Origin of the sequence: Rhodococcus sp. T7, assembly GCF_009872365.1 — a bacterium.
In the GTDB taxonomy this organism is placed as follows: Bacteria; Actinomycetota; Actinomycetes; order Mycobacteriales; family Mycobacteriaceae; genus Rhodococcus_F.
On the sequence record NZ_WXYH01000389.1, the window covers coordinates 112,535 to 138,329 of the forward strand.

23 protein-coding genes and 4 pseudogenes are annotated in these 25,795 nt (G+C 65.2%); 20 read left to right on the forward strand and 7 right to left on the reverse strand.

The window, feature by feature from the left end; translation table 11 throughout:
- The first annotated feature begins 300 nt into the window (after positions 1 to 300).
- The gene (locus MLGJGCBP_RS44485) at positions 301 to 3,297 is read left to right on the forward strand and encodes a BTAD domain-containing putative transcriptional regulator (RefSeq protein ID WP_160102594.1); all 2,997 of its coding nucleotides are present in this window, start codon (positions 301 to 303) and stop codon (positions 3,295 to 3,297) included.
- Here the strand turns inward: MLGJGCBP_RS44485 and MLGJGCBP_RS44490 are convergent.
- Positions 3,286 to 3,645 (reverse strand): hypothetical protein, encoded by a 360-nt coding sequence (locus MLGJGCBP_RS44490; protein ID WP_328799667.1) that lies wholly within the window; start codon positions 3,643 to 3,645, stop codon positions 3,286 to 3,288. The two genes, MLGJGCBP_RS44485 and MLGJGCBP_RS44490, sit on opposite strands and share 12 nt — an antisense overlap.
- Positions 3,646 to 3,800: 155 nt before the next feature.
- Between MLGJGCBP_RS44490 and MLGJGCBP_RS44495 the strand changes: the two genes are divergently transcribed.
- Together MLGJGCBP_RS44495 and MLGJGCBP_RS52580 are read left to right on the forward strand one after the other, a co-directional pair.
- Positions 3,801 to 4,118 (forward strand): helix-turn-helix domain-containing protein, encoded by a 318-nt coding sequence (locus MLGJGCBP_RS44495; RefSeq protein ID WP_160102596.1) that lies wholly within the window; start codon positions 3,801 to 3,803, stop codon positions 4,116 to 4,118.
- Positions 4,119 to 4,785: 667 nt separating this feature from the next.
- Positions 4,786 to 5,097 carry a hypothetical protein gene (locus MLGJGCBP_RS52580; RefSeq protein WP_236581620.1) on the forward strand — a complete coding sequence of 104 codons (312 nt, stop codon included), beginning with the start codon at positions 4,786 to 4,788 and terminating at the stop codon, positions 5,095 to 5,097.
- Positions 5,098 to 5,229: 132 nt separating this feature from the next.
- Here MLGJGCBP_RS52580 and MLGJGCBP_RS53360 read toward each other — a convergent pair whose 3' ends face one another.
- Positions 5,230 to 5,355 (reverse strand): hypothetical protein, encoded by a 126-nt coding sequence (locus MLGJGCBP_RS53360; protein WP_268960813.1) that lies wholly within the window; start codon positions 5,353 to 5,355, stop codon positions 5,230 to 5,232.
- Between the two features lie 45 nt (positions 5,356 to 5,400).
- On the opposite strand from MLGJGCBP_RS53360, the gene MLGJGCBP_RS52585 reads away from it, so the two are divergent.
- From MLGJGCBP_RS52585 to MLGJGCBP_RS44515, 4 genes and pseudogenes are all read left to right on the forward strand, one after another.
- Complete coding sequence (locus MLGJGCBP_RS52585; RefSeq protein WP_236581621.1) at positions 5,401 to 5,706, forward strand: hypothetical protein; 306 nt, start codon at positions 5,401 to 5,403, stop codon at positions 5,704 to 5,706.
- 48 nt (positions 5,707 to 5,754) lie between these two features.
- A pseudogene (locus tag MLGJGCBP_RS44505) lies at positions 5,755 to 5,885 on the forward strand (transposase); the annotation flags it as partial.
- 9 nt (positions 5,886 to 5,894) lie between these two features.
- Positions 5,895 to 6,662, forward strand: a complete 768-nt coding sequence (locus tag MLGJGCBP_RS44510; RefSeq protein ID WP_160102626.1) for an SDR family NAD(P)-dependent oxidoreductase — start codon at positions 5,895 to 5,897, stop codon at positions 6,660 to 6,662.
- A gap of 814 nt (positions 6,663 to 7,476) precedes the next feature.
- Positions 7,477 to 7,632 carry a hypothetical protein gene (locus tag MLGJGCBP_RS44515; RefSeq protein WP_160102598.1) on the forward strand — a complete coding sequence of 52 codons (156 nt, stop codon included), beginning with the start codon at positions 7,477 to 7,479 and terminating at the stop codon, positions 7,630 to 7,632.
- A gap of 144 nt (positions 7,633 to 7,776) precedes the next feature.
- Here MLGJGCBP_RS44515 and MLGJGCBP_RS44520 read toward each other — a convergent pair whose 3' ends face one another.
- The 3 genes and pseudogenes from MLGJGCBP_RS44520 to MLGJGCBP_RS52590 all read right to left on the reverse strand — a co-directional run.
- Entirely contained in the window at positions 7,777 to 8,757 is a 981-nt protein-coding gene (locus MLGJGCBP_RS44520; RefSeq protein WP_236581622.1) for a magnesium and cobalt transport protein CorA, read from the reverse strand.
- Between the two features lie 489 nt (positions 8,758 to 9,246).
- Positions 9,247 to 10,206 carry a hypothetical protein gene (locus MLGJGCBP_RS44525; RefSeq protein WP_236581623.1) on the reverse strand — a complete coding sequence of 320 codons (960 nt, stop codon included), beginning with the start codon at positions 10,204 to 10,206 and terminating at the stop codon, positions 9,247 to 9,249.
- Between the two features lie 179 nt (positions 10,207 to 10,385).
- Positions 10,386 to 10,687 (reverse strand): annotated as a pseudogene (locus MLGJGCBP_RS52590) (integrase); the annotation flags it as partial.
- A gap of 79 nt (positions 10,688 to 10,766) precedes the next feature.
- Between MLGJGCBP_RS52590 and MLGJGCBP_RS44535 the strand changes: the two are divergent.
- Positions 10,767 to 11,691 (forward strand): annotated as a pseudogene (locus MLGJGCBP_RS44535) (IS3 family transposase); the annotation flags it as partial.
- Between the two features lie 407 nt (positions 11,692 to 12,098).
- Positions 12,099 to 12,380: a transposase gene (locus MLGJGCBP_RS44540; protein WP_160102604.1), complete on the forward strand. Its 282-nt coding sequence runs from the start codon at positions 12,099 to 12,101 to the stop codon at positions 12,378 to 12,380.
- A 91-nt stretch (positions 12,381 to 12,471) separates the two neighbouring features.
- Here the strand turns inward: MLGJGCBP_RS44540 and MLGJGCBP_RS44545 are convergent, their stop codons facing one another.
- The gene (locus MLGJGCBP_RS44545) at positions 12,472 to 12,756 is read right to left on the reverse strand and encodes an IclR family transcriptional regulator domain-containing protein (RefSeq protein WP_160102630.1); all 285 of its coding nucleotides are present in this window, start codon (positions 12,754 to 12,756) and stop codon (positions 12,472 to 12,474) included.
- Between MLGJGCBP_RS44545 and MLGJGCBP_RS52595 the strand changes: the two genes are divergently transcribed.
- A complete protein-coding gene (locus MLGJGCBP_RS52595) occupies positions 12,741 to 12,932 on the forward strand; it encodes a hypothetical protein (RefSeq protein WP_236581624.1) in 192 nt (63 codons plus the stop codon). The two genes, MLGJGCBP_RS44545 and MLGJGCBP_RS52595, sit on opposite strands and share 16 nt — an antisense overlap.
- A gap of 40 nt (positions 12,933 to 12,972) precedes the next feature.
- On the opposite strand, the pseudogene MLGJGCBP_RS54515 reads toward MLGJGCBP_RS52595, so the two are convergent.
- Positions 12,973 to 13,095 (reverse strand): annotated as a pseudogene (locus MLGJGCBP_RS54515) (helix-turn-helix domain-containing protein); the annotation flags it as partial.
- Between the two features lie 216 nt (positions 13,096 to 13,311).
- Here MLGJGCBP_RS54515 and MLGJGCBP_RS44555 point away from each other — a divergent pair.
- From MLGJGCBP_RS44555 to MLGJGCBP_RS44600, 10 genes are all read left to right on the forward strand, one after another.
- Positions 13,312 to 14,538, forward strand: coding sequence for an acetyl-CoA hydrolase/transferase family protein (locus MLGJGCBP_RS44555; RefSeq protein ID WP_236581625.1), 1,227 nt, complete (start codon positions 13,312 to 13,314; stop codon positions 14,536 to 14,538).
- Positions 14,535 to 15,578 (forward strand): phosphotransferase family protein, encoded by a 1,044-nt coding sequence (locus tag MLGJGCBP_RS44560; RefSeq protein ID WP_160102608.1) that lies wholly within the window; start codon positions 14,535 to 14,537, stop codon positions 15,576 to 15,578. Before MLGJGCBP_RS44555 ends, MLGJGCBP_RS44560 begins: the two co-directional genes overlap by 4 nt.
- A complete protein-coding gene (locus MLGJGCBP_RS44565; protein WP_160102610.1) occupies positions 15,575 to 15,940 on the forward strand; it encodes a hypothetical protein in 366 nt (121 codons plus the stop codon). The genes MLGJGCBP_RS44560 and MLGJGCBP_RS44565 overlap by 4 nt, the downstream gene beginning before the upstream one ends.
- 20 nt (positions 15,941 to 15,960) lie before the next feature.
- On the forward strand, positions 15,961 to 17,100 hold the full coding sequence (locus MLGJGCBP_RS44570) for a hypothetical protein (RefSeq protein WP_160102612.1): 1,140 nt from the start codon (positions 15,961 to 15,963) through the stop codon (positions 17,098 to 17,100).
- 211 nt (positions 17,101 to 17,311) lie between these two features.
- Positions 17,312 to 18,694, forward strand: a complete 1,383-nt coding sequence (locus tag MLGJGCBP_RS44575) for an MFS transporter (protein WP_160102614.1) — start codon at positions 17,312 to 17,314, stop codon at positions 18,692 to 18,694.
- Positions 18,695 to 18,846: 152 nt separating this feature from the next.
- Positions 18,847 to 19,815 (forward strand): zinc-binding dehydrogenase, encoded by a 969-nt coding sequence (locus MLGJGCBP_RS44580; protein WP_160102616.1) that lies wholly within the window; start codon positions 18,847 to 18,849, stop codon positions 19,813 to 19,815.
- Positions 19,812 to 21,539, forward strand: coding sequence for a class I adenylate-forming enzyme family protein (locus tag MLGJGCBP_RS44585; protein WP_201453319.1), 1,728 nt, complete (start codon positions 19,812 to 19,814; stop codon positions 21,537 to 21,539). Before MLGJGCBP_RS44580 ends, MLGJGCBP_RS44585 begins: the two co-directional genes overlap by 4 nt.
- Positions 21,529 to 22,401, forward strand: coding sequence for a cyclase family protein (locus MLGJGCBP_RS44590; protein ID WP_201453320.1), 873 nt, complete (start codon positions 21,529 to 21,531; stop codon positions 22,399 to 22,401). The genes MLGJGCBP_RS44585 and MLGJGCBP_RS44590 overlap by 11 nt, the downstream gene beginning before the upstream one ends.
- Positions 22,398 to 23,417 carry a CaiB/BaiF CoA transferase family protein gene (locus MLGJGCBP_RS44595; protein ID WP_160102620.1) on the forward strand — a complete coding sequence of 340 codons (1,020 nt, stop codon included), beginning with the start codon at positions 22,398 to 22,400 and terminating at the stop codon, positions 23,415 to 23,417. The genes MLGJGCBP_RS44590 and MLGJGCBP_RS44595 overlap by 4 nt, the downstream gene beginning before the upstream one ends.
- A gap of 29 nt (positions 23,418 to 23,446) precedes the next feature.
- The gene (locus tag MLGJGCBP_RS44600) at positions 23,447 to 23,971 is read left to right on the forward strand and encodes a type II 3-dehydroquinate dehydratase (protein WP_160102622.1); all 525 of its coding nucleotides are present in this window, start codon (positions 23,447 to 23,449) and stop codon (positions 23,969 to 23,971) included.
- Positions 23,972 to 25,795: the final 1,824 nt, after the last annotated feature.

Below are 25,795 nucleotides of genomic sequence, written 5' to 3' on the forward strand. Positions count from 1 at the left end.
ACTTTAGGATCGGTGGCCGTTGGCCGACCAGAGCGTTTCGCCGGCCGCTGTGTGACTTTCTCCATTCGAGGGCGTTTCGTGCCGTTCGGACGGCCTTCCCGGGTGTCCGACATCGCGCCGGCAGGCCGTGTGGACGGGTCGCCAACGCGACGTCCCATGATGGCGACGGGACGTCCGCATCTGCTGTACAAACCTCCACCGCGTCGGGGGGAAAGCATTGCCGCCAGTGCGCCGTGAAACTAACCTCGTGGGCGAAATCCACGCGAAATCGGTCGTCAGCGCTACGGAGGCAACAACTGGATGAGGCCGAAGTTCCTCGTGCCCCGCCTGAACGAGTGGGTCGTACCCAGAGACCGCGTCCGGAACCGCCTGGCCGCGCTGTGCGCGCGCCATCCGGTGGTCTGGGTGGTGGGCACTGCGGGATCCGGAAAGACCACTGCGGTGGTGGACATGGTCACTCGAACCGATCTCGATACCGTGGCGTGGTTGACGTTGGACGAGTCGGACATGGCTGCCGGACGGTTGTTGACTCATCTGGAGGCCGCAGTGGCCGTGGTCGACGACCGGCTCGGACGGTCCGCGTCGGAGGCACTCCGGAGAGGCGTGCCGCACGTCGAAGCCGCGGCACTGCTCGCGGAGGCGCTCGCCGACCTGAGCGTCACGATCGTGCTCGACGAGCTCGAGGTCGTCGCCGACGCGCCGGGTGCGCTGACAACGCTGGGCGCCTTCCTGCGCGCTCTGCCCGGCTCCGCCCGCATCATCCTGATATCACGCCGCAACATCACTCTGCGCGTCGGAAGCAGCCTCGGAGTAGGCGGCATCGGCCGACTGGAGGAGAACGACCTCTCACTCGACATCGACGAGGCCACAACGATTCTGCAACAGTTCCACCATGTCGAGCACATCGACCCTGCGGATGCCGTGCGCGCCACCGGCGGATGGATCACCGGGGTGCTCTTCGAGGCGTGGCGCTCACCTGAGCACGCTCACGGACATGGCGGCGAAGCCGACCCACTGAGCGGATACCTGTCCGCGGAGATCATGGCCGACCTGACCGCGACGCAACAGTGGTTTCTCACGGCCACATCGGTGCTCGAGCATGTGACCGCGGACGCCGCGATCAGTCTCGGCCTACCCTCGGCGCAGGAGACCATGGCCTCCTTCCGAGGGCGGTTCCTACCCCTGTGGACGTCCGCGGACGGCAGCGAACTCCTCTGCCATCCACGCTTCCGGCAATACCTACGGCGGCGCCTCGACAACCACCCGGTACTCGCGGAGGACGTACACAGGCGGCATGCCCTGCTGCTACTCGATTCGGGGCGCCCCGCCGACGCCGTTGAGCCGGCCTTCGCCGCGCGAGATCTCCCGCTCGCCCGGCGCGCCGTCGAGGCCGCGGTTCCGGGTGCCCTCGCTCGCGGTGACGTGGCGCTGTTGGCGAGCTGGCTCGGAAGAATCGATGCCCGCTTCGTGGAGCAGTCGGTACCGATGATCCGCGGTGAGCTGTTGATCGCAGTCGACCGCGAGGCGTGGTCCCGAGGGGCGGAGATATCCGATCGCCTGCTCGAGCTGAATCGGACCGAAGTGGATCGCGGAGGTCTCGAGCCGAGTCTCGTAGGGGTGATGGCGGCATGCTTCAGCCACGTCGGTCGGCAAGCCAATGCGATGGACGTACTGGCGTTGGCCCGACCAAGCGCCATTACTGACGCATGGATCTCCGGAATCGGGCTCGATGCGGTGGGGTCGGAGCTCCACTACCGCGACCGCTCGCCGGATTGTGGAGAGGCGGTCGACGGGATGCTCCATCGTTTCGACCTCGTGCACGGACGCCTCACGCTGCTGACCGATTCCGCCCCGGCACCGTGGAACGCATCCCGATCCAGCCGGGTCGGCGCGCTACGCGCATCCGGTCGACTCCACGAGGCCGAAGAGCTGCTCGCGGACTGGAGTGAGCCGGAGCTGTCTCCTGCCCTCAATCGGATGAGGGTGGAACTGCTTCTCGACCTAGGACGGAACGAGGAAGCGATGGTGTTACTGAGCGAGTCGGGCGAAGTGGCTCGGCGTTCGAGTCGCTACTGCCACCAGCTCCATCTGCTGCTCTCCGCGTCGGTTGCGCTGCGCTACCGGAACGACGTGGGCACCGCTCGCCGAATTCTGGCGGCACTCGACCGCGACCCGACCTCGAATCAGCACCGTCGTGTCGTCGAGCAGCTCCCTCTCTGGATGGGGCTCGCCGACCTTCTGAGTCATCGTTTCGATTCCGCACAGACAAATCTGACACACTCACTCGACTACATGCTCCGCTGGGACCGCCAACTGTACGTCCCGTTCGCCGGTGTCTATCTGGCCGAGGCGGCGTGGCACGCCGGTGACGAGTCGCTGGTCGACCGGGCAGCCGATGCCGCCCTCGCCGCGGCTGAGATTCAGGGATCCGACCACCTCCTGTTGCAGGCGCTAAGTGAGTTCCCCCTCGTCCTGTCCCGTCGTCTCGATACAGAATCCTGTGCCCCCGCCGGGTGGCGACGGCTCGGCCGTGGCCTGCTTTCTCGACGCCGGCGCTCGCAACCGCGAACAGACCTGGGCCTACCCGTGGTGAGGATCCGCGACCTCGACAAGAAGTGCATCGAGCTGGACGGCCGGGAGGTCGATCCCAAACTCTCCCGAAGTACCGAACTACTGGCTTTCCTCACGCTGCCCCGGCACCGCGACGGGGTGCCACGCTCGGCGGTCCTGTACCACCTGTTCGACGGGAGCACCGACGACCGCGCCCAGGCGTACCTTCGCCGAGCACTCGGCGGCCTGCGGAACGTGCTCGGCCCGAACTGTGTCGAGGTGGTGGACGGGAGGCTCAGATGTGCGATGCCCGCCGTGTTCAGTGACTATGTGGAGTTCACCGACGTGGCCGCCGAGTCGCTGCTGACGCGGGGACCGAACCGACTCATCGCGCTGGATCGCGCCATCTCGATGTCGGGTACAGACTACCTTCCCGGTAGCACTGCCGATTGGGCCGCCGAAATCCGCCGCGAACTCGACCTCGAGCGCGAGTCCCTTCGCGCCGAGGCGGCCGAGGCGGCCTACGAGGCAGGCGACCTACTCGGCGCAGACGATCGGGTCCGCGCCGTGCTCAACAATTCGCCGTACCGCGAGAGCTCGTGGCGCCTGGCGATGCGAATCGCCGGCGACCTCGGCCACGACGACCGAGTGCTCGAGTTGTTTCGCGCCTGCCGCGACCGGTTGGCCGAACTTGCGGCGGAACCGTCGCGCGGCACCGTCGATCTACTCGGCCGCCTACGACGCTGACGCGACTCCGCTCGGCGGAGTGTCCGGGAGTAGGCGTACGAGGAGGACCCACTCAACGCGAACGAAAATGGCCGAGCCCGGCCGCCCATCCCAAACGAACGCGCACAACCGGTCGGTGAGTGAGGAATCGAGCGTGCGTTGGGTCACGGATCCGTCGATCGGATAGACCTCGCTCTCGATGCGCTCTCGGCCCAACGACTTACCGTGGTGGCCGCCGTAACCACCGCCAGCCATGTAGCCGCCACCGGCCGAGGCGCCGGTGACGATGTCGTAGACGGCCCCGGACGCCGTGGTCACCCACCAGGTCCGGTTCAGCTCCAACACTTCGTAACTGAACGGACCGCACATACCTGGCTCGGTCGTTGAAATTCCGGTCGAGTACCGAACGTTCCGCTGGTCGCGTCGACCATGCGGTACGTGCGCCCGTCGGAAACGTTCATCGAAGACGCCTACCAACGCGCGATCTCGGCGGCGTGGACCGAGTTGACCGGACAGGAGTAAGCATGCAGATCAGGTGGAAACTCCGGATGGCCGCCGCCCAACGCGAGGCCTGGACCGGCACCCAGCTGCAACGGCTGCTCGCCGAGAAGGCCGGATTGGAACTGTCCTCGGCGTCGGTGTCGGCGTTGTTCACCAAACAACCCAGCCAGATCAAGCTGACCACCCTGATCGCGCTGTGCACCGCCCTGGACTGCACACCGAACGACCTGTTCGACATCGATACCACCCCAGTCGCACAACCGATCTCGTCGAGCCCGACCAGGGTCGCGGCGAACGACACGCACGCGTCGCGGCGGGGCCGGTCGATGCCGCCGATCTGAGCATGACCCGCCGGATCCGGGACTGCCGCCGCTGCGGCCGCGCGGTCGACAAACCCGACCGTGACCTGTGTGCACGCTGCCACTGGGCGGCCTCGCATGCTCCAATCAAACATCGCTGCCCGGGCTGCGGTGCCGACCGGGTGCTGCAGCCGCGCACCGGTCGTTGCGTGCGCTGCTCGTGCACCTGCCGGCAGTGCCAGGCCCCGGTGCTGTTCGTCGACCGTGACCTGTGCAAGGAATGTCCCCGGCGTCAGCGGCGAGACGCCGATCGAGCCGACTGCTCGCGTTGCTCCAAACGCCGCCTGGTGCGGCCCGTGTTCACATCCGGGCCGGCCACCGAATCCAGACGCGGCCTGCGTCGACTGCGGCCAGGTCACCCGGCTCTACGGTGCTGGGCGATGCCGATGCTGTTGGGCACGCTCGCCGTACAGGATCACCGTCCGCGCGGCCAATCTAACTGATGCACTGGAAGATCCGCCATGCTGGCTGGGCACCTTCGCCGCCTACCTGGTCGGCCGCCATCACCCCAGCCGCGCGTGCGCCATGCTCACCCGACTCGGCAAGCACCTGACCGACGATGCCCCGGTGCATCCGCAGGCACTACTGGACGCTGTCGCCGCCGACCTGCCCCTCGCGCGGGCCCTCGAGGACTTCCTCCGCGAGCAAATTGGCACTGCCGCCGGACCGGGAGGAACGCCGCGCGGCCAGTCGACGGCAGTCCCGCATCAACGCGGTGCCCGCACCACTGCAACCGGCGGTAATCGGGTTCGCCGAGCACCTGGTCGCCGGCCGCGACCGCGCCCGCCGCACCGGCACCCACCCCCGCGGGCACGCCACACTCGAAGCGCGCTTGACCGCTCTGCGCGACTTCACCGAGTTTCTGACCACCCGCCGCGGCAAACCGACTGGGCCGTCGTCGATGTCGGCGACATCGAAGCGTTCCTGCACGCGCATCCCCGCCGGCGCTCCTTCTATCTGACCGGCCTGCGGCAGTTCTGCCGCTACGCGCTGCGCCGACGGTTGCTGCTCATCGACCCCACCGCAGGGGTGCAAGCGCCGCAGACCATGGCATTCCGCGGACCGACGCTTTCCGTCGAGCACCAGAGCGAAATTATTCCGGCGATGGAGCACCGACGCCCACGTACACCCGCACGAGGGGTTCGTCGGGCTGGCCGCCCTGCTGCACGGCGCCACCACCCAAGACCTGCAGCACCTCACCGACGACGAAATCGACCATCTCCAGCACCGCATCAGGCTGGGACGTCGGCCGCAGCCCACTCCGTTGAACCCGTGGACCTGGACCGCGCTGCACCGTTGCCTGCACCGTCGGAACCTTGGCAGCAGAAACTCCCATGCGCTGATCACCAGGCATACCAAGGCCACCCGCACGGCCGCCTCCGACTCCTACATCAAGCACACCCTGCGCGCGGTCGGTATTCAACCCAGAATCCTGCGCTCCACCCGGCTGGTCGACCTCGTCGGCACGGTCGATGCGAAACTCGTCGCCGCCGCTTACGGCATGACCAACGAGGCCGTCATCGCCTACCTCTCCGACCGCGTCGATACCGCCCGGCTGCCGAACCCGTGACAGTTCAGGCGCCACCTCGCACACGTTCGCACGAACATGTGCGCTTTTGCCACGTTCTGGGCCGGGGTATGCGCCGAACTCGCAAATCGCGGCATCAAGGACGTGCTCATCACCTGCTGCGACGGGCTCGCCGGCCTGCCCGAGCCATCGAAGCTACCTGGCCCTACACCACGGTCCAGATTGAACAGGTGAAGATCACACAATCCGCTGCACTGGTCACCGGAGCGGCCTCGGGCCTCGGTGCCGCCACCGCCAAGCGTCTCGCCGACGCCGGAGCCACCGTGTTCGGACTGGACCTGCAGCAGTCCATCGAACGCGCCGGCGACAACGTCCCCGACGGCGTCACCCTCCTCGCCACCGACGTCACCAGCGGCGACGAGGTCCAGGCCGCGATCGACAAGATCGTCGAGTCCGGTCTGCCGCTCCGCATCGTCGTCAACTGCGCCGGCGTCGGCTGGGCCGGCCGCATCCTGTCCAAGAAGGGCCCCCACGACCTCGAACTGTTCCGCACCGTCATCACCGTCAACCTGCTCGGCACCTTCAACGTCATGCGCCTCGCCGCCGACGCCATCGCCAAGACCGACACCGTCGACGAATCCGGGCAGCGTGGCGTCGTCGTCAACACCGCCTCCGTCGCCGCCTTCGAAGGCCAGATCGGCCAGATCGCGTACTCCGCATCCAAGGGCGGCGTGCACGGCATGACCGTCCCCGCTGCCCGCGACCTCGCGCAGTTCGGCATCCGCGTCAACACCATCGCCCCCGGCATCATCGACACCCCCATGCTCGCCGGCGTCACCGACGAGTACCGCAAGGGACTCGAGGCCGGTGTCCCGTTCCCCTCCCGCCTCGGACAGCCCGCCGAATACGCGCAACTCGTCCAGATGATCGTCGAACACGACTACCTCAACGGTGAGACCATTCGTCTGGACGGCGCCCTGCGCATGGGCCCTCGATAACCACCACCATGTCGGTAATGGGGCTCGCCCGGACACTCGCGACGCCTTGGACACAGACACACACGCGGCACGGCGACTGTGACCACCCACCAGAATGTATGTGCGGTTCGACCCGTGTGGCAGCCCCAGGTCGGTGCGGGCTTCCGTCCCGCGCCGACCATTCCGCCGTCGGACCGTCCGGCTCCCGGCCTCGCGTTCCGAAAAGACACCCCGCCGGCTCATCTCGTCCGTACCAAGCACGCAGTGACCCGCGGCCAGCACACCGCGCAAATCTCGACGAAATCGGTGCGCCGGCAGCGCAGCTGCTGCTTACAACGATGACGTAATCACCAGGTGGCCCGAATATCTGGGCCCCAGCCTGTGTCGGCACGGGTGGATCCGGGGCCGACACCGCATGGTCGGCATTGCACGAGGTCTGTGCTCGGCAATGCCGCCCATGTCTCCCATCTCTTCCCCGGACCGGTGAACAGGCAGGCGGAATTGTCGGACCGCCGGAAGGACCAATCACAAGACGCCCCGCGATCGCGGGGCATCTGTGCTGCGCCCGGCCCCGCTGGCGCAAAACAAGCACGACCTCACGCACTGCCCGGCGACAACTGATGCACCGCACCGTGACCGTCGGCTTCATAACGCTGCCTCCCCGCCGACCGCGAGCGGCCCGGAGACGGGGAGGCTGTACCTCATTGCCACAAATACTCAAAATGACAGGCTGGACCGTTCCACGCCTGGTCGTGCCGGCGACGGTGCGACGTCGAAGGGTGCGACGTCGAACGGTGCGACGTCTATCGGGGAGCTTTCGAACGGGGAGCTTTCGATGACCCGCGCAGCTACTGAGCTCGCCGCAGCTGGTCGAGTTGTCATGCTGATCGGGCTCTACCGCATGGTGGCTGAATTCCTGAACACGATCCGCGTGACCCCGGAAAAGTACTTACCCGGATGGCCGCCGGAAGGCATTTCGGCACACACGTAGCCCGACGCTGATGTAAATTCCGGACCTACTCTAACTGGAACGCAAGTACAACGCTTCGGCGATCATGCATGGGTTCGTGATCCGGGGACAGCAGTTGCTACTTCCGTCGGCTACCCGGGGGATGATCGCAGACCCCCATCGTATTCACATCCATTTCTTGTGTTTGAACGTCCAATACAGCACCGCGGCGAAGGCGACCATCGCGACGACAGCAGCCGGGTAGCCGAACCCCCAGTGCAGTTCCGGCATGTCGTCGAAGTTCATCCCATAGATCGCCGCGACCAGGGTGGGCGCGAACAGGATCGCCGCCCACCCGGAAATCTTCTTCATGTCCTCGTTTTGCCGCTGTGCCACAAGCGTCGCGTTCACCGTCAGGATCTGGGTCAGTGCATCACGCAGCCCGGACACCTGCGTGTCCACTGTGGTCAGGTGATCGGCGACGTCCTGCAGATAAGACTGCAAAGGTTCGGGAATCTCGTATCGAACGTGCCCCCTCCTGAGGGCTCCGAGTACATCGACCAACGGTGAGGTCGCCTGACTCAGGTCGATGACCTCCTGACTGAGGCGGTAGATCCGCTCAGTGACCGCGGGGTCGCCGCTGAACACCTGTTTCTCGATTTGTTCCTTGTCGATGGCAAGTCCGTTCAGGACCGGCCGGTACCCGTCGACCACGGGATCGAGCAGGCGGTAGACAACAGCCTCCGGGCCGAGGGCGAAGAGGTTTTCGTCGTCCCGCAGAGTGCGGTCACTGTCTTCCTCGATAGTCTCGGCCAAGCTCGATTCGTCTGCACCGTCGATCCAGCGCCCGTCCTGACACAACACTGCGACCGCGTTCGCGCGAACCAGAACGTGGAACTCCGCGAACTCGACATCCTCGACGTCGTCGAGGTAGCGCGCCGAGCGCACCACCAGAAACAGCACATTCCCGTACCGTTCCAGCTTCGGGCGTTGGCCCGCGTGCTGAAGATCCTCGACGAGAAGCGGATGCAACTGCCATGCTTCGGCCAGTTCCTCAATGTCCTCCGCCGACGGCGTCGGATAGAGACAGAGCGCCAACCGGCCCGGTACCTTCTGCGCGAACCGCAGCGTGTCGGCAACCGCCGCATCACGTGGAGCCCGAATCATGCGCCCATCCACGACATAGCGAGTCAGGCTCGTCGGCGTGGCAATTTCCGGCGCATCTGTCGCAACCCGACGACGAAATGGTCCGAGACGCCGCGGTTCGGAACCGCCGTCTTGCGGCTGAGGCATCCGCTCACTCCCTCGTGTGTGGTTTCGGAGTGCCCCGCCACGCTTCTCCTGCGCGGTGGGGACACGCCAACAATAGGCCGGTGGCCCCCTTCCCGACCTTCGCTAGAACGCAGCTCAGTGAGTAAGTCCGATCGCGTGTCGGTGCTGATCCGCATGGAGTTATGGGTCGTTGCCGTCTGAGTGAACCTTGAGGAGTTGCCATCGTCTCGCCAACACCATTGCTGTGGACGGCATCGATCAGAACAGATCGTGACTGTACAGGATCAGATGCCCGCAGCCTGTTTAGTAGCCAATCACGGCTTCTCACTGGATCGTATCTACTGGGCAGCCACATGCAGGATGGTGCGTGCACACAGCCAGCAATCATTCCTCGTCGATGTTGCCGAGGATCACGAGCAGGTCGGCGAGGAGTCGATCCGCTTCGTCTTCGACACTGTCGAGAAGGTCAGTCACGTCCCCAAGGTGAGTGTGGGCGTCCCGGCGGGGCGCAACGCCCCGGTCGTAATACTCCTGTTCCAACTCAATTTCGGCGACGTACAAGGTTTTCTGCGCCTCAGCTGACGATGGGGGTCGCCGCGACGGGGGTCCTCTGTGCACTGGCGGCTGCCCGGTCAAGTGCGCACGCACAATTGCCGCAACGGCGTGCCCGGTCAGCGGGGTCGGGGCGAAGGGTGTGTGCCCCCAGCGGTCGATCGTCAGTAGCGGCCGATCGTCACAGCGAGCATGGTCGGTGAACGCGGTCAGATCTGCATTCGCATCGAGGCGGGCGGCCAGTAGCCGGGTGCTCGGATACCGGTCCAGGAACCCCAGCACTTCTATCCAGTTCGAATGCACATCAACCGAATTCACTTCCTCTGTGGGGATTCGGAGCCAGGTCTCCGCTACCCGGACCATTAGCGCATCGTCTTCGGTGATGATGTCGGTGCGGCGTAATCGGGCGATCTGTTCGAAGCTCACGCCCGCAGCGGCGAGGGTGAGGATCAGGGCGTCGCGGCGTCCGAACACGCCACCCGGCCACCCCGTCACCGGGATCCGGGGCACGACGTCCGCCACCCGCTCCCCCACCCGAGCCAGCCGGTCGGCTCGGGCGGTGCTGAGCAGTTGCCGGATCGTCTCGGCGCGGCCAGGTTCCGGCAACCCCGCACCGGTGTGGACGGCGTTGATGGCGGTCACCCGGCGCCGCTGGGTGCCTTCGGCTGTCGGATGGTCGGCGAGGAACTCGACCAGCACGCTCGGGTGCGTCGGCAACGCCCGGTGATCGCAGGCTTCGCAACAGTCGGCGAACAGCGTCCAATCGTGCCGGTATCGGCGGGGTTCGTCCAATCGTGCCGGTATCGGCGGGGTACGACCAGCCGCGGGGGCTGTTACCCAGCCCTGCCGCTGCGGTGTCGGGGTCGGCGTACTACTGGCGGACTGTCGATATTCGAAGGTGCGGTATTCGGAGCATGGTGAACCCATCTCAGCAGGGGTGCCCTGATTCGTCTTGGTGCTGTTCGGACCGGCACCGACGCCCCCGACAACGCCGCGATCGAAAGGTTGCCGTTCTTGGCGATCGCCCGGAACAACGGCGCCCGTGCCTTCATCCGCGGTAACCCGGCCCGGCACACATGCCCCTCGAACGCCGGTGCGGTGCGCAGCAACCGGATCACCCCCGGCCTCCCGGCCGCGTCGAACGCGGCGACGACCTGCGCCCACCGCACATACGCTCACGGCGGGCAACTGTGATGGTTGGTGGTGAAAGGCAACGCCCGCACACTCCCGACACCTTCCTGGTCGGTCTTGACCGCCGCAACCGCACATGGGGGTTCCCCCTTGAGTGTGGACATCGTGAACACTGGGCCGTGAGGGCCCAGAGGAAGAGATTTCACTGATGATGAAGGCGTACTGCGGAGTTCAAGGCCGATGCGTCGCGTTGTACTTGTCAGATCCGAGCAACACATTCGAGGGCATCGGCAACGACCTGGGAGTCAGCCGCGTAACCCTACGCAACGGGGTGCGTGCCGAACGCAAACGCACGGGTGCGGCCGCCGGCCCGTCCCACGGGGCGTCGCCGGTGGGCGAGGTATCGTCCGAGTTCGTGTTGGAGGAAGAAAACAAGCTGCTCAAGGCCCGGATACGGAAGCTCGAGACCGAGCGGGAGATCCTGCGCAGGGCCGCGAAGTATTTCGCGGGCGAGACGAATTGGTGAGCCGCTTCCATTTCGTCGACGACCACCGTGACACCGTTCCGGTGAAGTGGCTGTGCCAGATCCTCGAAGTCTCCCGCTCGGGTTTCTACCGGTGGCGGTCCGCCGCACCGGCCCGCGCCGAACGCGCCCGCGCCGACGAGGAGCTGGCCGAGCGGATCCGTGTGATTCATGCCGACTCCGACGGCACCTACGGGGCGCCGCGGGTGACCGCCGAGCTGCGGGGCGCCGGGATCGAGGTGAACCACAAGGGTCGAACGGGTGATGCGCGAGCACGGGATCGTCGGCGTGCACCTGCGCAAGACGGTCCGCACCACCGTCCCGGACCCGGACGCGGCCGCGGTGCCGGATCTGATCCGGCGGGACTTCACCGCGAGCACGCCGAACACCAAGTACGTCGGGGACATTCCCCCAAGCACTTCGTGCAGGGAGGTACCCCCACCTACGTCCCCGTCGGGGACAATCAGTTCCTCTATCTGGCAACGATATTGGACCTGTGTTCGAAGCGGTTTGCGGGCTAGTCGATCGCCGATCACATGCGCACCGGGCTGGTCAGCGATGCGCTGCGGGCGGCCGCAGCGGCACGCGGTCCCGGCGGACTCGACGGCGCAATATTTCACAGCGGAGGTGTCGACCGACCCGGACTTGTTGACGAGAATGCAGGCGATCTTGGACCTATACGACCGGCCACCGGCCGACGGGCCGGGTGGTCTGTGTCGACGAGTTCGGCCCGCTGAACCTGCAGCCTCGAAGGGCAAGTGCTGGCGGCGGCCGGTCACCCATCCGCACCGGCATCGGGCCACGTACCACCGCTACGACGGTGTGATGCACATGCTCGCGGCGCTTGATTTGGCCAGCGGCAGAATGTATTACCGAATCCGGTCACGTAAGCGTTGCCGCGAGTTCCGGGGCCTGCTCAACGTGCTGCGAGTCCGGTGGCCCGGGGAAAAGGTTATACGTCGTCCTCGACAACTTCTCCCCGCACCGGCACCCGACAGTGAAGGCGTAAGCCGCCGCCAACGATGTCGAGTTGGTATTCCTTCCGACCTACGGGTCGTGGCTGAACTGGATCGAGTCCGAGTTCGCCGCGCTGCGGTACTTCGCGTTGGACGGGACCGATCACCGCAGTCACGCCGAGCAGAACGCCACCATCGCCGCCTACATGCGATGGCGCAACGCCCACGCCGAACCAAAGACCAACTTCGCGCCGGACTCACCGATCCGGACGTGGACCGAATACCCGCATTGTCCGGCCAAGGTTGCCAGACGAGCCACTAGCTCACAGCTCAAGGTTCTTCTGTCGTGGCGTTGATGTCGATGCTTGAGGTTCGGCCCAGGTTCCGCTCGATCTGCTCGGCCGCGACTTGGGCTGCGGGTCAGTAGTCGCGTCTCTTCTTCTGTGGTCATCTGTGCGCTGTGGGCGGAGATGTGTATCGCGGCGATGACGCTGTCGGTGCGAAGTGGAACCGCAATTCCGACCACGCCGGATTGGCCTCTTCGCGGCTCGTGGCGTAGCCCTGTTGGCGAATCTGTTCGAGCTCGGCTTCAAGCTCTTCGGGTTCGGTGAGAGTGCGCTCGGTCAGGTGGGGCCGTGCCTGGCTGAACAGGCGGCGACGCAGCTGCTCGTCGTAGGTGGCGGAGAGCTTTCCGACCGAGGTGGCATGGAGGAAGAGTGACTGGGGGGGAATCGGTCGACGTAGGCGACGTGGCGACTGAACGGGACGGCGAGGTAAACGTCGTCACCGGTCTCACGAGTCAGCTCGAGGAGCCGACGTCGAGCTACCGCCCGCACCTCGAGGCCGTCGACAATCCGGATCTCGAGCGCACGGAACGGGGCCGCGTGAATACCGGAGGTCATCGGTGACGCTGGCGACCTCCGTCGTGACCACGCGTTGCAGCAGGTTGTAACTACTACTGATGGGCAGTTCGAGCCGCTTGCTGATCTCCGTGACGGTCATTCCGTCGGGTCGGCCCGCGAGCAACTCCAGCACATCGAAGGTTCGCGAGTATCGGTCGCTACTGCTCATTCCACCTGACTAATGCCGGAACCGGTTACTTCGCATTTTAGTCGCCGTTTCCGAATTACGAACATAGATTCCAGTACTTGTAGCACTCGACCCTTGACCATTGCCGATCGTCGACATAGATTGCATTCAGAATCACGAAGCGCTATTCGGATTCTCGGAACGTCCCAAAGGGCCTTCACTCGGTTCAACTAGTTAAGGAGGCTCGACAACGTGTCAGTGGTCCGTATCGATGACCCGGGCATCCATGGCGAGGGCCACTGGACCGGACTGCTCCGGCCTGGAGACCTAGTTGTCGCCGCGCAGGGAGTGGGCGAACCCAGCGCCCTGCTGGAGTGCCTGCTGTCCACGAGCCCTGCCGAGGTCGAACTCTTCGTCGGACTGTCGCACAGCGAAGTCTTGACCAAGCCATCTCAACTACCAATCGTGTCATTCGGAGGATTCGGGCCGCTGAGCGGAGCTGTTCACCGCGGCAACGTCGAGGTGATCCCCGCACACTTCGACGATCTGCCCCGGGTATTACCGCAGCGCGGCCAAGACATCGTTGTGCTGATACAAGTGACGCCGGCTGACGCGAGCGGATCCCATGGACTCGGAATGGCTGTGGATCACACCTTCGATCTGCTCAATCGCGCGCGTGTGGTGATTGCGGAAGTGAATGACCAGGTGCCCGTCACCTCGGCACCCCGCGTGCCGGCCTCGACGTTCGACGCTGTCGTCCACACCTCACGGCCTCTGCCGGTCGTGGACACGCCGGAGATCAACAACGTCCATCGTCAGGTCGCAGCGCACGTTGCCGACCTCATTCCAGATGGCGCGACCGTACAGCTGGGTATCGGCGCGATGGCCTCCGCGGTCGGTGTCGCTCTCCGCGAGCATCGAGGCCTGGCAGTGCGCTCCACGCTGGCCGGGGACTGGCTGCTGGACCTCGCTTCTGCCGGGTGCTTGCGGCCCGGCCCGGACGCTGTGGTGATCAGCGAAGCCGCAGGATCCCCCGCTCTCTATGACTATGTGTCGGCCTCCGACGTGCAGATCTGCCCGGTGAACACGGTGTCGGGTCCGGCAGCACGTGGCGAGGTCGATCACTTCGTCGCTATCAACTCTGCCCTACAGGTTGATCTGAGCGGCCAGGTCAATGCCGAGGAGATCGCGACGGGCTACATCGGCGGAATCGGAGGACAGGCCGAGTACCTTCGTGCCGCGCAGCGATCCACCGGCGGCCGGTCGATGATCGCGTTGCCAGCAACGGCGGGCCGATTCTCGCGCATCGTGACTCGCCTGGATACAGCTACAGTGACCACTCCCCGATCCGGGGTCGATTTCATCGTGACCGAGTACGGCGTTGCCGATCTCCGCGGCCGCAGCCTGCGTGAAAGGGCGGAGGCCCTGATCGCGATCGCCGCTCCTCATCACCGCGACGCACTTCAGAAAGGGCAAGCTCAATGAGCACAACACCAACAGTGGCCGTTGACGACGGCATAGCCACGTCGGCGTCCGTCGCGGAACGACTCGGCGCGTTCCTCGCCGACCACGTCGACGTCCGCGACGGACACATCACCGATCTTCGCCGGGCCGGCAGCGGTCGTTCCCGGGACAACTGGCTATTCGACCTCATCACCGTCGATTCCTCCGGAGGTGAGCATTACGAGCCGCTGATCCTGCGGACCGACCCCGAAGGCGGACTCATCGACACCGAGCGCGCGGTGGAGTTCGAGGTGCTACGCGCTCTCGAAAACAGCGGCCTGCCAACCCCTGTCGCGCGTTGGCTCGATGACGATGGCCACATGTTGGGGCGCCCGTCGTTGATCATGCGTCGCCTGCCTGGCACGTGCTACTACCGAGTGCTGCGCGACGAGACTCGTGCCCTGGATCAACGGATAGACCTAGGCCGAAAGTTCTGTGAACTGCTGGCAGCAGTACACGGTGTCAACTGGCGAGAACTCGGTCTGGGTACGACCCTCACCGACCCGGGCCCGGAGGCCGCGAAGGCCGAGCTCGATCGTTGGGCCGCGGTGTTGCGTGAGGATCAACTCGAACCACATCCGGAACTCGAGTACGCGATCGTCGTGCTCGGCGAGCATGCGCCGCGCTCGACCGGAACTGTTCTCGTCCACGCGGACTACAAGCCCGGCAACATCTTGCTCGACGGCTCGGAGGTGACCGCGCTCCTCGATTGGGAACTTGCCCATCTCGGCGACCCGCTCGAAGACCTCGGCTGGGTCACCCAGCCCCTCCGCGCGACCGAGCACACGATCGAAGGCAGTTGGGAAGCACCAGATCTGATCGAGCATTACGAACGTGCAACCGGAAGTCAGGTGGACCGCTCAGCACTGCGGTGGTGGGTCGCGTTCTCGGCTTTCAAAACTGCAGTGATGCAGGTCAGTGGCCTTCGGGCCTTTTTGGAGGAACGAGCCGAGGAGCCTTACCAGCCCACCACTCGCGTGCTCTCCACATTGCTCGACACCGTCATGGAGGACTTCCGGTGAGACCGACGATCGATGAACAACTCAACGGTGCCGCTCGCCTGCTTCGTCTCGCCGAAGGGGACCCGGAGACGTCGCCAGGCGTTGCCGAGCTCGCACGCAATGCACGCAGGCTCATCGAAAGGGTCGAGGCCTCGTGGGCTCGCGCCCTGCCCTTCCTGCAGACCGATAACCGTCGCTTAGCGGAACTGCTCGGCATCGCCGAGCCTGATCCTCACGATTCGAACGATGTTGCTGCAGCCGCTGCCAGCAACGAGGCGCTTCGCGCGCACCTGACTAGCCGGATTCATGAACTGCCCGCAGGTCCGGAGCGGGAGGCGATCGGCGCCTATCTACGTGCGCGACTCGTCGTCGACCCCACCTGACGTCCAATACAGGAGATCCCATGAGCGACCACTCCAGCCTGATCGCTGACGACAAACACTTTGCCGAGCAATTTCCGCTCACCCCACTGGACGACTATCTCATCCACCAGACACCCGATCCGGTACGGGTCATGTGGACCGGCGACCCCCGTGCCTACGAACGCTATTGGATGGTTTCCCACGACGCGACTGGCGACATCGTCGTCGCCACCGGCGGAAGCTTCTACCCCAATCTGGACCGCGCCGAGGCGTACGCGATCGTCAACGTGCGGGGCCGGCACACGGCCGTGCGCAGTTTCCGCAAGGTCGGCGCCGATCGAGCTGATCTCCAGGTGGGCCCCATCGCTCCCGTCATCATTCGCGGCCTCCGCGAGTGGCGATACATCTTGGAGCCCAACGAGTGGGGCATCAGCTACGACATCACGTTCACCGACACCACCCGCCAAGTCTTCCGCGAACCGCTGTCGAACTCGGCCGCCGGAATCCCGCCGGGCCGCCGCAACGATGTCACCAGCGGCTTCGAGGGCTTCGGTGACGTATCGGGCTGGGTCGAGGTCGACGGTGAACGGTTCGAGCTTGACCCCGGGTCGGCAGGCACACGCGACCGGCACTGGGGCACCGGACGTGGGGTGGGCGGGCCCTCGATGGCGCTGGGTGGTCGACTTCATGTCGGAACCAACGGCAATGCCTTCGTCGCCTTCCCAGACTGGACCCTGTGGGGAGACCGCCTCTACTACCCCTTCGGTGACACCCGCAAGGGGTGCACGAAGGTCCTCAAGCCCACGCGGCGCCTGCGCTTCGAGCCCGATACCCAGGTATTCGCCGAGGCGATCGTCGACTACGAATTCGCCACGGGCGAGAAGGCCCAGCTGCACTACGAGAAGATCGGTCAGCAGACAGCGTTTCTTCGTTGCGGCATGTATGGCGGAACTCCAGGTGGTGACATCCACCAAGGCGGGTACGACGGGCCGGACATGACCGAGGGCGAGACGCTGGACCTGACCCGCCCCGAGACGCGGATCGGCGTCCGTGGACTCGACGAGCACCTCTGCCGCGTCACACGCGACGACGGCACGAGCGTCCTGGGGGTTTACCAGACCATCGACCCCGTTGCCTACGAGGCATGCGTGTCCGAACGACCCGGCTGGGAGTTCCTGTGAGCTCACATATCTTGCTACAGAGCGGCATTCGTCGCCTCGGCGATGATCGTGCAACCGGAAAGTGTCCGGTTCGCGCAGAGCGGCGCTTCGAGTTCTTGAATGACGTTTCCATAACCCGAGGGATCCGGTCTACCTGTGATTCCCGAATCCGGCGCCCAGAAGCCGGATCGTCCCGGACGTCTCGCGCCGCCCATTCCCGTCAGGAGCACTCATGAGCAACGACATTCATAGCAGGGGGACACAGGTCCGCATTGCGATCGCGTGTCTCATCGGGAACTTCCTCGAGTACTTCGAGTTCGCGCTGTATGGCTTCTTCGCCATCGCGATCGGCGCGACGTTCTTCCCGTCCGACACCGCCACGGTCTCGTTGCTGCAGTCCCTCGCCGTCTTCGGCGTCGCATTCATTGTCAGGCCGCTCGGTGGTTTGGTCTTCGGCCTGATCGGGGACCGCGCAGGCCGCAGGGCGTCTCTGAGCATCAGCATTCTGATCATGGGCGTGGCCACCGCGATGATCGGACTGCTCCCCGGGTACGACAAGATCGGAATCTTGGCTCCCATTCTGCTCGTGCTGCTGCGCTGCGTGCAGGGCATGTCCGTCGGTGGCGAGTGGGGCGCCAGCTCGGCGTTCCTCATCGAAACAGCCCGCCCGAACAATCGTGGTATCAGGGGCAGCCTGCCGTCGACCGGTGCGGCCATAGGGCTGGTCTTCGGAAGCCTGCTGTCGCTCGGGTTCGCGACAGCTCTCACGGACGATCAGCTGGCCAGTTGGGGCTGGCGTATCCCCTTCCTTCTCGCCGCTCCGCTCAGCTTGATCGGGCTGTTCATCCGGCGTCGGCTCGAGGACACACCCATCTTCCAGCAGCTCCAGAGTGAGGAAGACCGACCGAAATCCCGTGTACGAGACGCTTTCCGCCGTGACCAGGCCAAGGCAATCGCCATCACCTTCTGCTTCTCGTGGATCTGCGGCGTCGGCCTGTTCTACCTCGGTTCCTACATGGTCAACTACCTGACCGTCACCGCCGCCTTCCCGAGAACCCACGCGATTTTCCTGACGTGCATCGGCCTGATCGTGTACGCCGCGTTGTGCCCGCTCGCCGGCAAGCTCTCGGACAAGTTCGGTCGCCGGCGGACCATCCTGTTCGGGTGTGCCGGACATGCACTGCTAGGCATTCCGATGTTCATCGCGCTCGGCAGCGGCGGCACCGTCGCCGTGATCCTCGCTCTCCTGGTCTATGCGGTCATCCAGGCACCGATCAACGCCAACACATCGCTGATCCTGATCGAGCTGTTCCCCGCCTCGACCCGGCTCACCAGCGGTTCGGTCGGATTCAATCTGGGGGTCGGTGCACCCTCGGGCTTCGGACCGTTGATCGGGGCCTCGCTGGTCCTGTGGACCGGACTCGACTACGCACCGGGATTCTTCCTCTCCGGTGTGGCCGTCATCTGCGGATTCGTCCTGTACAAGCTCCTCCCGGAGACCGCTGGCCGCGACCTCCTCAGCGAGCAGGACGCAACCAAGGATCTTGTGTCCTCAGATAATCGACGTTCCCCTGTGAACTCCGCCCGCCACAATGAGAAGGCGCCCACGCCGTGACGCCGGGCGAGCCCAACATGCCCTGTGATGCACTGAAGTAGATCAGCGAAAGAAGTACCACCGCGATGCAAAGCTTGAACATTCCCCTCACGATGCGCGTTGTGAAACTGGCCCGACCCGGACCCGCCACATCAGCCTTCGAGCTGGATGAGATGCCGGTACCGCGGCCACAACCGGGCGAATTCCTGGTCCGGGTGGGCGCCTGCGGGGTGTGCGGCCACGACGCTCTGGCCCGGCGCGGCGAGCTCGCTGCCACGCCGGGGGACGTACTCGGACACGAGATCGCTGGAACCGTCGTCGCCGCCGGCTCCGATGATCTCGAGGAATGGGTTGGCCGTCGGGTGGCATTGGTCCAACGCCGCCCGTGCGGGCAGTGCCCCGACTGCGAACGCGGTATCACCTCGCAGTGTCGACGCGGCCCAGGGTTCTACGGTGACGACATCCCCGGCGGGTACTCCGAGTATGTGACCGCCGACCCGCTCAACGCTGTCGGTGTTCCCGACACGATCACCGACGAGGTGGCGGCCATCGCCTCGTGCGGCATCGGCACTGGTCTGCATGCGCTCCACAAGGCGCAGGTGCTGCCCGGGGATGTCGTGGTCATCACCGGTGCCGGCGGCGGCGTCGGCTTCAATGCCGTCCGCACGGCACACGCGTTGGGACTGCGCGTCATCGCCACGACGAGCGACGAGGCCAAGGTCGCAGCGATCACGGACGCCGGCGCCGAACACACACTGGTGCGTCCCGACGCGCGGGCCATCCGTGCGAGCGCGGCGGCGATGGACCGCCCACGAGGGGCGGACGCTGTCATCGAAGTCACCGGTGGCCCCACGTTCAGAACAAGTCTGCGCTCGCTGGCCCCGCAGGGCCGCCTCGTCCTGGTCGGCAATACCGTGCCCGCCGACCTAGAACTCGACCCGGGGCTGACCATCATCAAGGAACTGCAAGTCATTGGGTCCGCGCATGCGACACGCGCCGACCTTCAGGAGGTGATCGACATGATTGCATCGGAGAAACTCGTGCCGAGCCCACCGCGGGCGTTGCCGCTTGGATCGGCCGCCGACGCACACAGCGCACTCGACGACCGCACCGCTACCGGACGGACGGTTCTGGTCCCATGACAGAGCACACAGCGTTCGAAGCGAACCACGTGGTGGGCCCTCTCCCCTGGCCCGACCACTCAGCTCTCCCATCGGCGATGACCCTGCCCGAACTCATCGAGGACATCGCGCACCGCACCCCCCAGGCTCCCGCCCTGGTCGCCGGCGACGTGCGACTGTCGTACAGCGAGCTTGCCGAGAAGATCCGTGCCTTCGCCGCATCATTGGCCGATCTCGGAGTCGGGCGCGGCTCGCGGGTGGCGGTCCTCGGTCCCAACATTTCCGAGTGGATGATCGCCGTCTACGGGGCGATGCGACTCGGTGCCCGCGTCGACGCGTTCAACACCTGGGTCCGCGCGTGGGACCTGGAGCACTTGCTGGCTGTGTCCGAAGCCGAAGTCGTCGTCACGGTGAGCTCCGCACGCAAAGCCGATATCTTGGCTGAGTTCGCCCAGCTCCTTCCCGAGCTGTGGGACGCCCCGGTCGGTGGTGCGGTCCACAGCCTCCGCTTCCCTGAGCTGCGTCACCTGATCGTCATCGGCGACGGCTCCGCGGGAACCCCGGTGCCCGCGGTCGCCTGGTTGTTCAATGAACTTCTGTCCACCCCCGATGAGTGGCCGACGCCGGCCTGCGCTGCGCAGGCGGACGATCCCGCCTTCGTGCTCTACACCTCCGGATCGACTCAGAAACCGAAGGCCGTACCGCTGACTCATCGCGCGCTCATCGAGAACGCGTATGCAATCGGGTTGCGCATGGGCATCGGTGCCGATGACCGGATCTGGCTCGGCTCGCCTCTGTTCTGGAGCTTCGGCGTCGCCAACGTCGCTGGTGTTGCGATAACCCACGGGGCATGTCTGGTTCTGCAGGAAGCATTCACGCCCGATTCCGCAGCCGACGTGCTCGCTGCCGAACAGTGCTCGGCGATCTACCTGCTGCCGAGCATGGCCGACGCCCTCGCCGCACAGGTGCCCGAGAAGATCAGCGCTATCGATTCCCTGCGCACCGGCTTGACGATCGGACGCCCGGACGAGATCCAACGCATCGTCTCGGACCTGAACATCCCTGAAATCTGCAACATCTACGGCTCCACGGAGACATACGGGAACTGCTGTGTCACCTCACATTCCGATTCATTAGAAGTGCGACTCACCACCCAGGGTCCGCCACTGCCCGGTGTCATGCTGCGCGTGGTCGACCTGGAAAACGGGGAGACACTCGGGCCGAACACTCCCGGGGAACTGCAGGTCCGCGGGCGCATCACCCCGGGATACCTCGACAACGACGAGGCCAATGCCGCCGCATTCACCAGCGACGGGTGGTTCCGCACCGGTGACACGGTCTCCATCGATGACGCCGGATACGTGCAGTTCCACAGCCGTCACACCGACATGATCAAGACCTCGGGGATCAACGTCTCGCCGGCAGAGGTCGAGACGTTCATCAGTACCCATCCCGCGGTTGCGGAAGTAGCCGTCGTCGGAGCCGATCACCCCAGCCGCGGTGAGGTCGTTGTCGCATTCGTCGTCGCCGAGCCTGGCAGCACACTCGACGGCGACGAGATCCGCACATTCTGCCGTTCCGGAATGGCCAGCTACAAAGCCCCCTGGGTAGTGGAAGTCGTCCTTGAACTACCGCGCACGCAGACGGGAAAGATGGTCCGAAAAGACCTGCGCACTCATGCCTGCGAGGCGGTCGATCGTGCCGTACACGCGGCAGCGGCGAGCGGATCCGCGCATGGGCACTGAGAGCAACTGGGGTCGCTGGGGTCTCGACGACGAGATCGGGGCGCTCAATCTGGTGGACGCATCGACCACCCTGGCCGCACTCCGTGCCGCCGAAACAGGTCAGGTCCTCTCCCTCGCACAACCGGCCGGCCCCGGGGCCGGTGTTCCGCCCCATCGCAACAAGTCCGCTCGCTACATGGACCGCAATGCCGGGGACTACGCGTTGGGAGCTCGTTCGCCGGACGGGTTCCGGTTCGCCGAGGACACCGTCACCTTGTCGACACACAGCGGTACGCACGTCGATGCTCTGTCACACGCATGGAGCGGTGAGGAACTCTACAACGCACATTCGGCGGCGAATGTGCGTTCAACCGCGGGCGCAAAACGACTCGGTGCAGAGAAGCTCCGCCCGGTCGTGACCCGGGGAGTCCTCATCGACCTGGTCGAAGCACACGGGGCACCACTGGACCCCTCGACTCCGATCGACGCGGAGCACCTCATCGCCGGGTACGAGATGGCCGCCGTCGAGCCATCCGCGGGGGATGCGGTCCTGATACGCACGGGCTGGTGGGAGCGATCCCACGGCAACGAGTACTTCGATCTCGAGCCGGGACTGTCCCTGGACGGCGCCCAGTGGCTCGTCGCTCACGACGTGGCCCTGGTCGGCGCCGACAACTACGCGGTCGAGGTCCAGCCCTCACCTGCGGGTACCACCTTTCCCGTGCACTTGCATCTACTCCACCGACATGGCGTTCCGCTCATCGAGAACCTCGCTCTCGCCGAGTTGGCCGCCTCGGGACGAAAGGTCTTCGTGTTCGTGTTCGCCCCCATCCCGCTGCAGGGCTCCACCGGCAGCCCCGTCACTCCGTTGGCCATCCTGTGACCGCGCCAGAGATCGTCTGGGCGGACAACGTCGGGCCGTTGCAGGGTATGCGCGTCCTGGACCTGAGCCAGCAGCTGCCCGGACCCTATGCCACGCTGCTTCTCGCGTCCTTGGGCGCCAGTGTGATCAAAATCGAACCGCCGCACGGCGACGCCGCACGGCACCTCGATCCGGAGATGTTCGCGAACGCCAACGCCGGAAAGTCCTCGATCACCGTCGACCTCAAGACGGCCCACGGCCGCGAGGTCGTCCACGCGGCGGCTCGCAGTGCCCACGCGGTCATCGAGGGATTCCGCCCCGGAGTCGTCGACCGTCTCCGCGTCGACTACGCGACATTGCGGGAAATCAACCCCGGGCTGATCTATTGCTCCATCTCGGCCTACGGCCAGTCGGGTCCGCTCTCATCCCATCCCGCGCACGACATCAGCCTGCAGGCGATCGCGGGGGCTATCAGTTCGGAGACCGCGCAAGACCGAATTGGTGTTCCCTGGGTGGATCTGGCCACCGGAACGACAGCGGCCTTGGCGATGACAGCGTCCTGGCACGCGGGCTCCGGCGGCTATCTCGACATGTGCATGCTCGACGCCGCCCAGGCGTGGGCGACGATCAAGCCCTCCGCAGTGCTCGCCGCCGAACCCACGTACGGCACCGTTCCCACGGCCGACGGAGCCGTCGTGATCGCCTTGCTCGAGGACGCGATGTGGAAGCGGCTCTGCGTCGCTCTCGAGTGGCGCGACTGGGCAGACGATCCCCGGCTCGAGACATACCGGCAACGACAAGCCGCCGCACACGAAGTTCGGGCCCGGCTCGACAAAGCCCTCGCCGAACTACGCACCGAAGACGTGCTGGAACTGGCGGAAACACACGACCTGCCGATCCACCGGATCGGTCGCGATGCCGCCAGCGACGCTCAGGTCCGGCTCCGGCTAGACGCGCAAGATGGTCACCGCCACGAATCGGTACCGCTGCCGGCATCGTGGCAATCCCCGCTCTCGGGCGCTCCTGAACTGCACTAAAGAAGACGAGTCGCCGAACGAGAACAACAATGAGTCTGTCCTTCCGCGGACCGAATCCCCGTGAATGGCGCATCGCCGTCATCGACGGTCCGAATATGCCGAACCTGGGTAAGCGCGACAAGAACCTTTACGGGCCGATCTCGTCATTGGCTGACTTGCAGAAGCTGGTTCGCGACTATGCCGAGTCGCTCGGAGTCTCCACCGAACAGTTCGCCTCGAACCACGAAGGTGACATCCTCGAGTTCATCCACCGAACCGCGGCCGACGTCGATGGTTACATCATCAATCCCGCCGGACTGACAACGTACGGCGAAGCCACGCGTCATGCTCTCGATGACACCAAGAAGCCGGTCATGGAGGTGCATTTCTCCAACACTGCCCGCCACTTCTCCGGTGTCGTTCCTCCGTACCTGGAACAGAAGTCGCGATTCACCTACAGCGCGACCGGTCTCGTCATGGGCCTGCGCCAGTACAGCTATCTCGGCGCAATGCTCGGACTGACGCTGTCCCTGGACGACGAGGCATTTCTGGATGGCGGAGCCAACCGACACTAGTTCGCCGTGGGCTAAGCGTCTTCAGCCCCAGCGCCGAAACGGCGGTTCTTCCGTCGAAGGTTCGCGTCCGACAACGCCGACAGTTCCGCCAGTCCGTGCCCTCAATCAGAAGTCTGAAATCTCATGAGTTCTCACTCGTCTCGCCCATGGCGCTACAGGCGTCGTATCGATTGGATCGAGGCCGACCGTCGGCGCAACCATCCGGATGTCGAGGCAGAGCGCCTCATCGCGTTCGCAAGCAGGTGGGCACCCTACGGGGGCGCGACCGAGGAGGACGTCTATGTCCACTTCGGCTTGACCAAGGGCCACTTCATCGAGCGATTGTGGCAGGCGGTTCCCGAATCGAGCTGTAGCCAGGACGAACTAAGCGAAATGGCCAGAGCCTATCCCCATGCGCTGGCCCGAACGATTCCCCGCCCGGCTCGCGAGTCCTCACGAACAGGGCCTGGAGAACTCGCGAGCAAGCCGGGGTAGTGCACAGTAGGCAGGAAGAATGTGGAACCGACACAACGACCATGACATTCTGGATTTCGCGCTGCTCTGGGAGCCGCTCGGGGGGGCCGGCACCGAGGAATGTCGCAGACGCATTCGGAATGGATGTCCCGGATTACACGCACCGGCTCGGACGTGCGGCGAGATATCAGCTGGCGCGAATTCAGCGTGGCGTCACCTCTTCCGAACGCATCTATGGGCTGTCCGCATTGGTGGCGCTGATCGAGATCTCCGCACAGCGCGTGATGGGGGTTGACCAGACCTGGTCAACTTTCGCTGTCGATCATGTCCCCTCGCCTAGCGTCGGTCCGAACGTTCCCGGGCCGAGACACGCTCACGTCGCGTCCGATCGAAAAGTCGCCTTCTCTAGCGCCCACGCAACATACGGCTAGAATCTGACTACTGGAAGGGCGGTGGTCCGGCGCAACTCGGCGACGTAACGGCGCGCCAATACTCGTCGTTCCATCGAGCCCTCACCGCGACGGCCGCCGGGCTCGGCCTCAACCGCCGCGCCAACTGCTGGCCGGCGGCGTTGAAGGTTGCGGTGTGGGCACCCACGGCATCGCGCTGCATGTGGCTGGTTACCACTGTTCGGTGCTGAGCCCACCCTGCTCGCACCCGGCCTGGCTGAACACGTTGGCGCCCCTATGTACCTGCTCCCGAACCCCTCACCGGGCAGCGAGTAGGATCCCCGACCGGCCTCACTGTCGGAGTGAAATACCGCCATGTGGGCGATGCTGTCGGCGCTCGCGGCGTCGACAAGGCGCCGTTGGCCTCTCCATTTAGGTTCGCCCGAGACGAGGAGGATTTCGATCACGAGGTGCATTGCACCGTCATCAAAGTCTCCAACCAGTACGGGAGGAATCTGTTGGTGTTCTTCGTCGCCGATGGGGTGCAGGAGCCTCGCGGCGGCCAGGTATCTGACATCATGTCCAGAGATCATTGCTTTCGGGCTGGTATGTCCCCAATTGGCCATCTCGGAGTCGTCAATCAAGACGTCACGGTCAGCGTCAGCGTCGAGATCGGGATAAATCGATCGGTTCCCGCGATGGCGGATCCGCGACCCGCTCCGTGGCGGGCGGCCGTACTTTGCCGGTCAGGTCTGCGAGTTCATTACGGCGACCGGTACCGGCCGCATGCCCCGACCGCGAGGACTCGGAGGCCAAGCGACGCGGGCGACGGGGTCGGGCGCATCGGAGTTCTGCCCAGTCTGCCTCGGGGTTGTCAGCTGTCGATCTCGATGAGGTCGGTGGCACCGCGTTCGAGCCACATCGCTTCGACGTTGCGGCGGATCACCTTCCCGGACGCGCTGGTGGGAAGCATGTCGTTGCG

Excerpts from the sequence above, each read along its gene's own strand:
- MLGJGCBP_RS44485 (WP_160102594.1), top strand. The coding sequence starts at position 301 with ATGAGGCCGAAGTTCCTCGTGCCCCGCCTGAACGAGTGGGTCGTACCC.
- MLGJGCBP_RS44490 (WP_328799667.1), bottom strand. The coding sequence starts at position 3,645 with ATGTGCGGTCCGTTCAGTTACGAAGTGTTGGAGCTGAACCGGACCTGG.
- MLGJGCBP_RS44495 (WP_160102596.1), top strand. The coding sequence starts at position 3,801 with ATGCAGATCAGGTGGAAACTCCGGATGGCCGCCGCCCAACGCGAGGCC.
- MLGJGCBP_RS53360 (WP_268960813.1), bottom strand. The coding sequence starts at position 5,355 with ATGGTCGATTTCGTCGTCGGTGAGGTGCTGCAGGTCTTGGGTGGTGGC.
- MLGJGCBP_RS44515 (WP_160102598.1), top strand. The coding sequence starts at position 7,477 with ATGACCCGCGCAGCTACTGAGCTCGCCGCAGCTGGTCGAGTTGTCATG.
- MLGJGCBP_RS44520 (WP_236581622.1), bottom strand. The coding sequence starts at position 8,757 with ATGATTCGGGCTCCACGTGATGCGGCGGTTGCCGACACGCTGCGGTTC.
- MLGJGCBP_RS44560 (WP_160102608.1), top strand. The coding sequence starts at position 14,535 with ATGAGCACAACACCAACAGTGGCCGTTGACGACGGCATAGCCACGTCG.
- MLGJGCBP_RS44570 (WP_160102612.1), top strand. The coding sequence starts at position 15,961 with ATGAGCGACCACTCCAGCCTGATCGCTGACGACAAACACTTTGCCGAG.
- MLGJGCBP_RS44575 (WP_160102614.1), top strand. The coding sequence starts at position 17,312 with ATGAGCAACGACATTCATAGCAGGGGGACACAGGTCCGCATTGCGATC.
- MLGJGCBP_RS44580 (WP_160102616.1), top strand. The coding sequence starts at position 18,847 with ATGCCGGTACCGCGGCCACAACCGGGCGAATTCCTGGTCCGGGTGGGC.
- MLGJGCBP_RS44585 (WP_201453319.1), top strand. The coding sequence starts at position 19,812 with ATGACAGAGCACACAGCGTTCGAAGCGAACCACGTGGTGGGCCCTCTC.
- MLGJGCBP_RS44590 (WP_201453320.1), top strand. The coding sequence starts at position 21,529 with ATGGGCACTGAGAGCAACTGGGGTCGCTGGGGTCTCGACGACGAGATC.
- MLGJGCBP_RS44600 (WP_160102622.1), top strand. The coding sequence starts at position 23,447 with ATGAGTCTGTCCTTCCGCGGACCGAATCCCCGTGAATGGCGCATCGCC.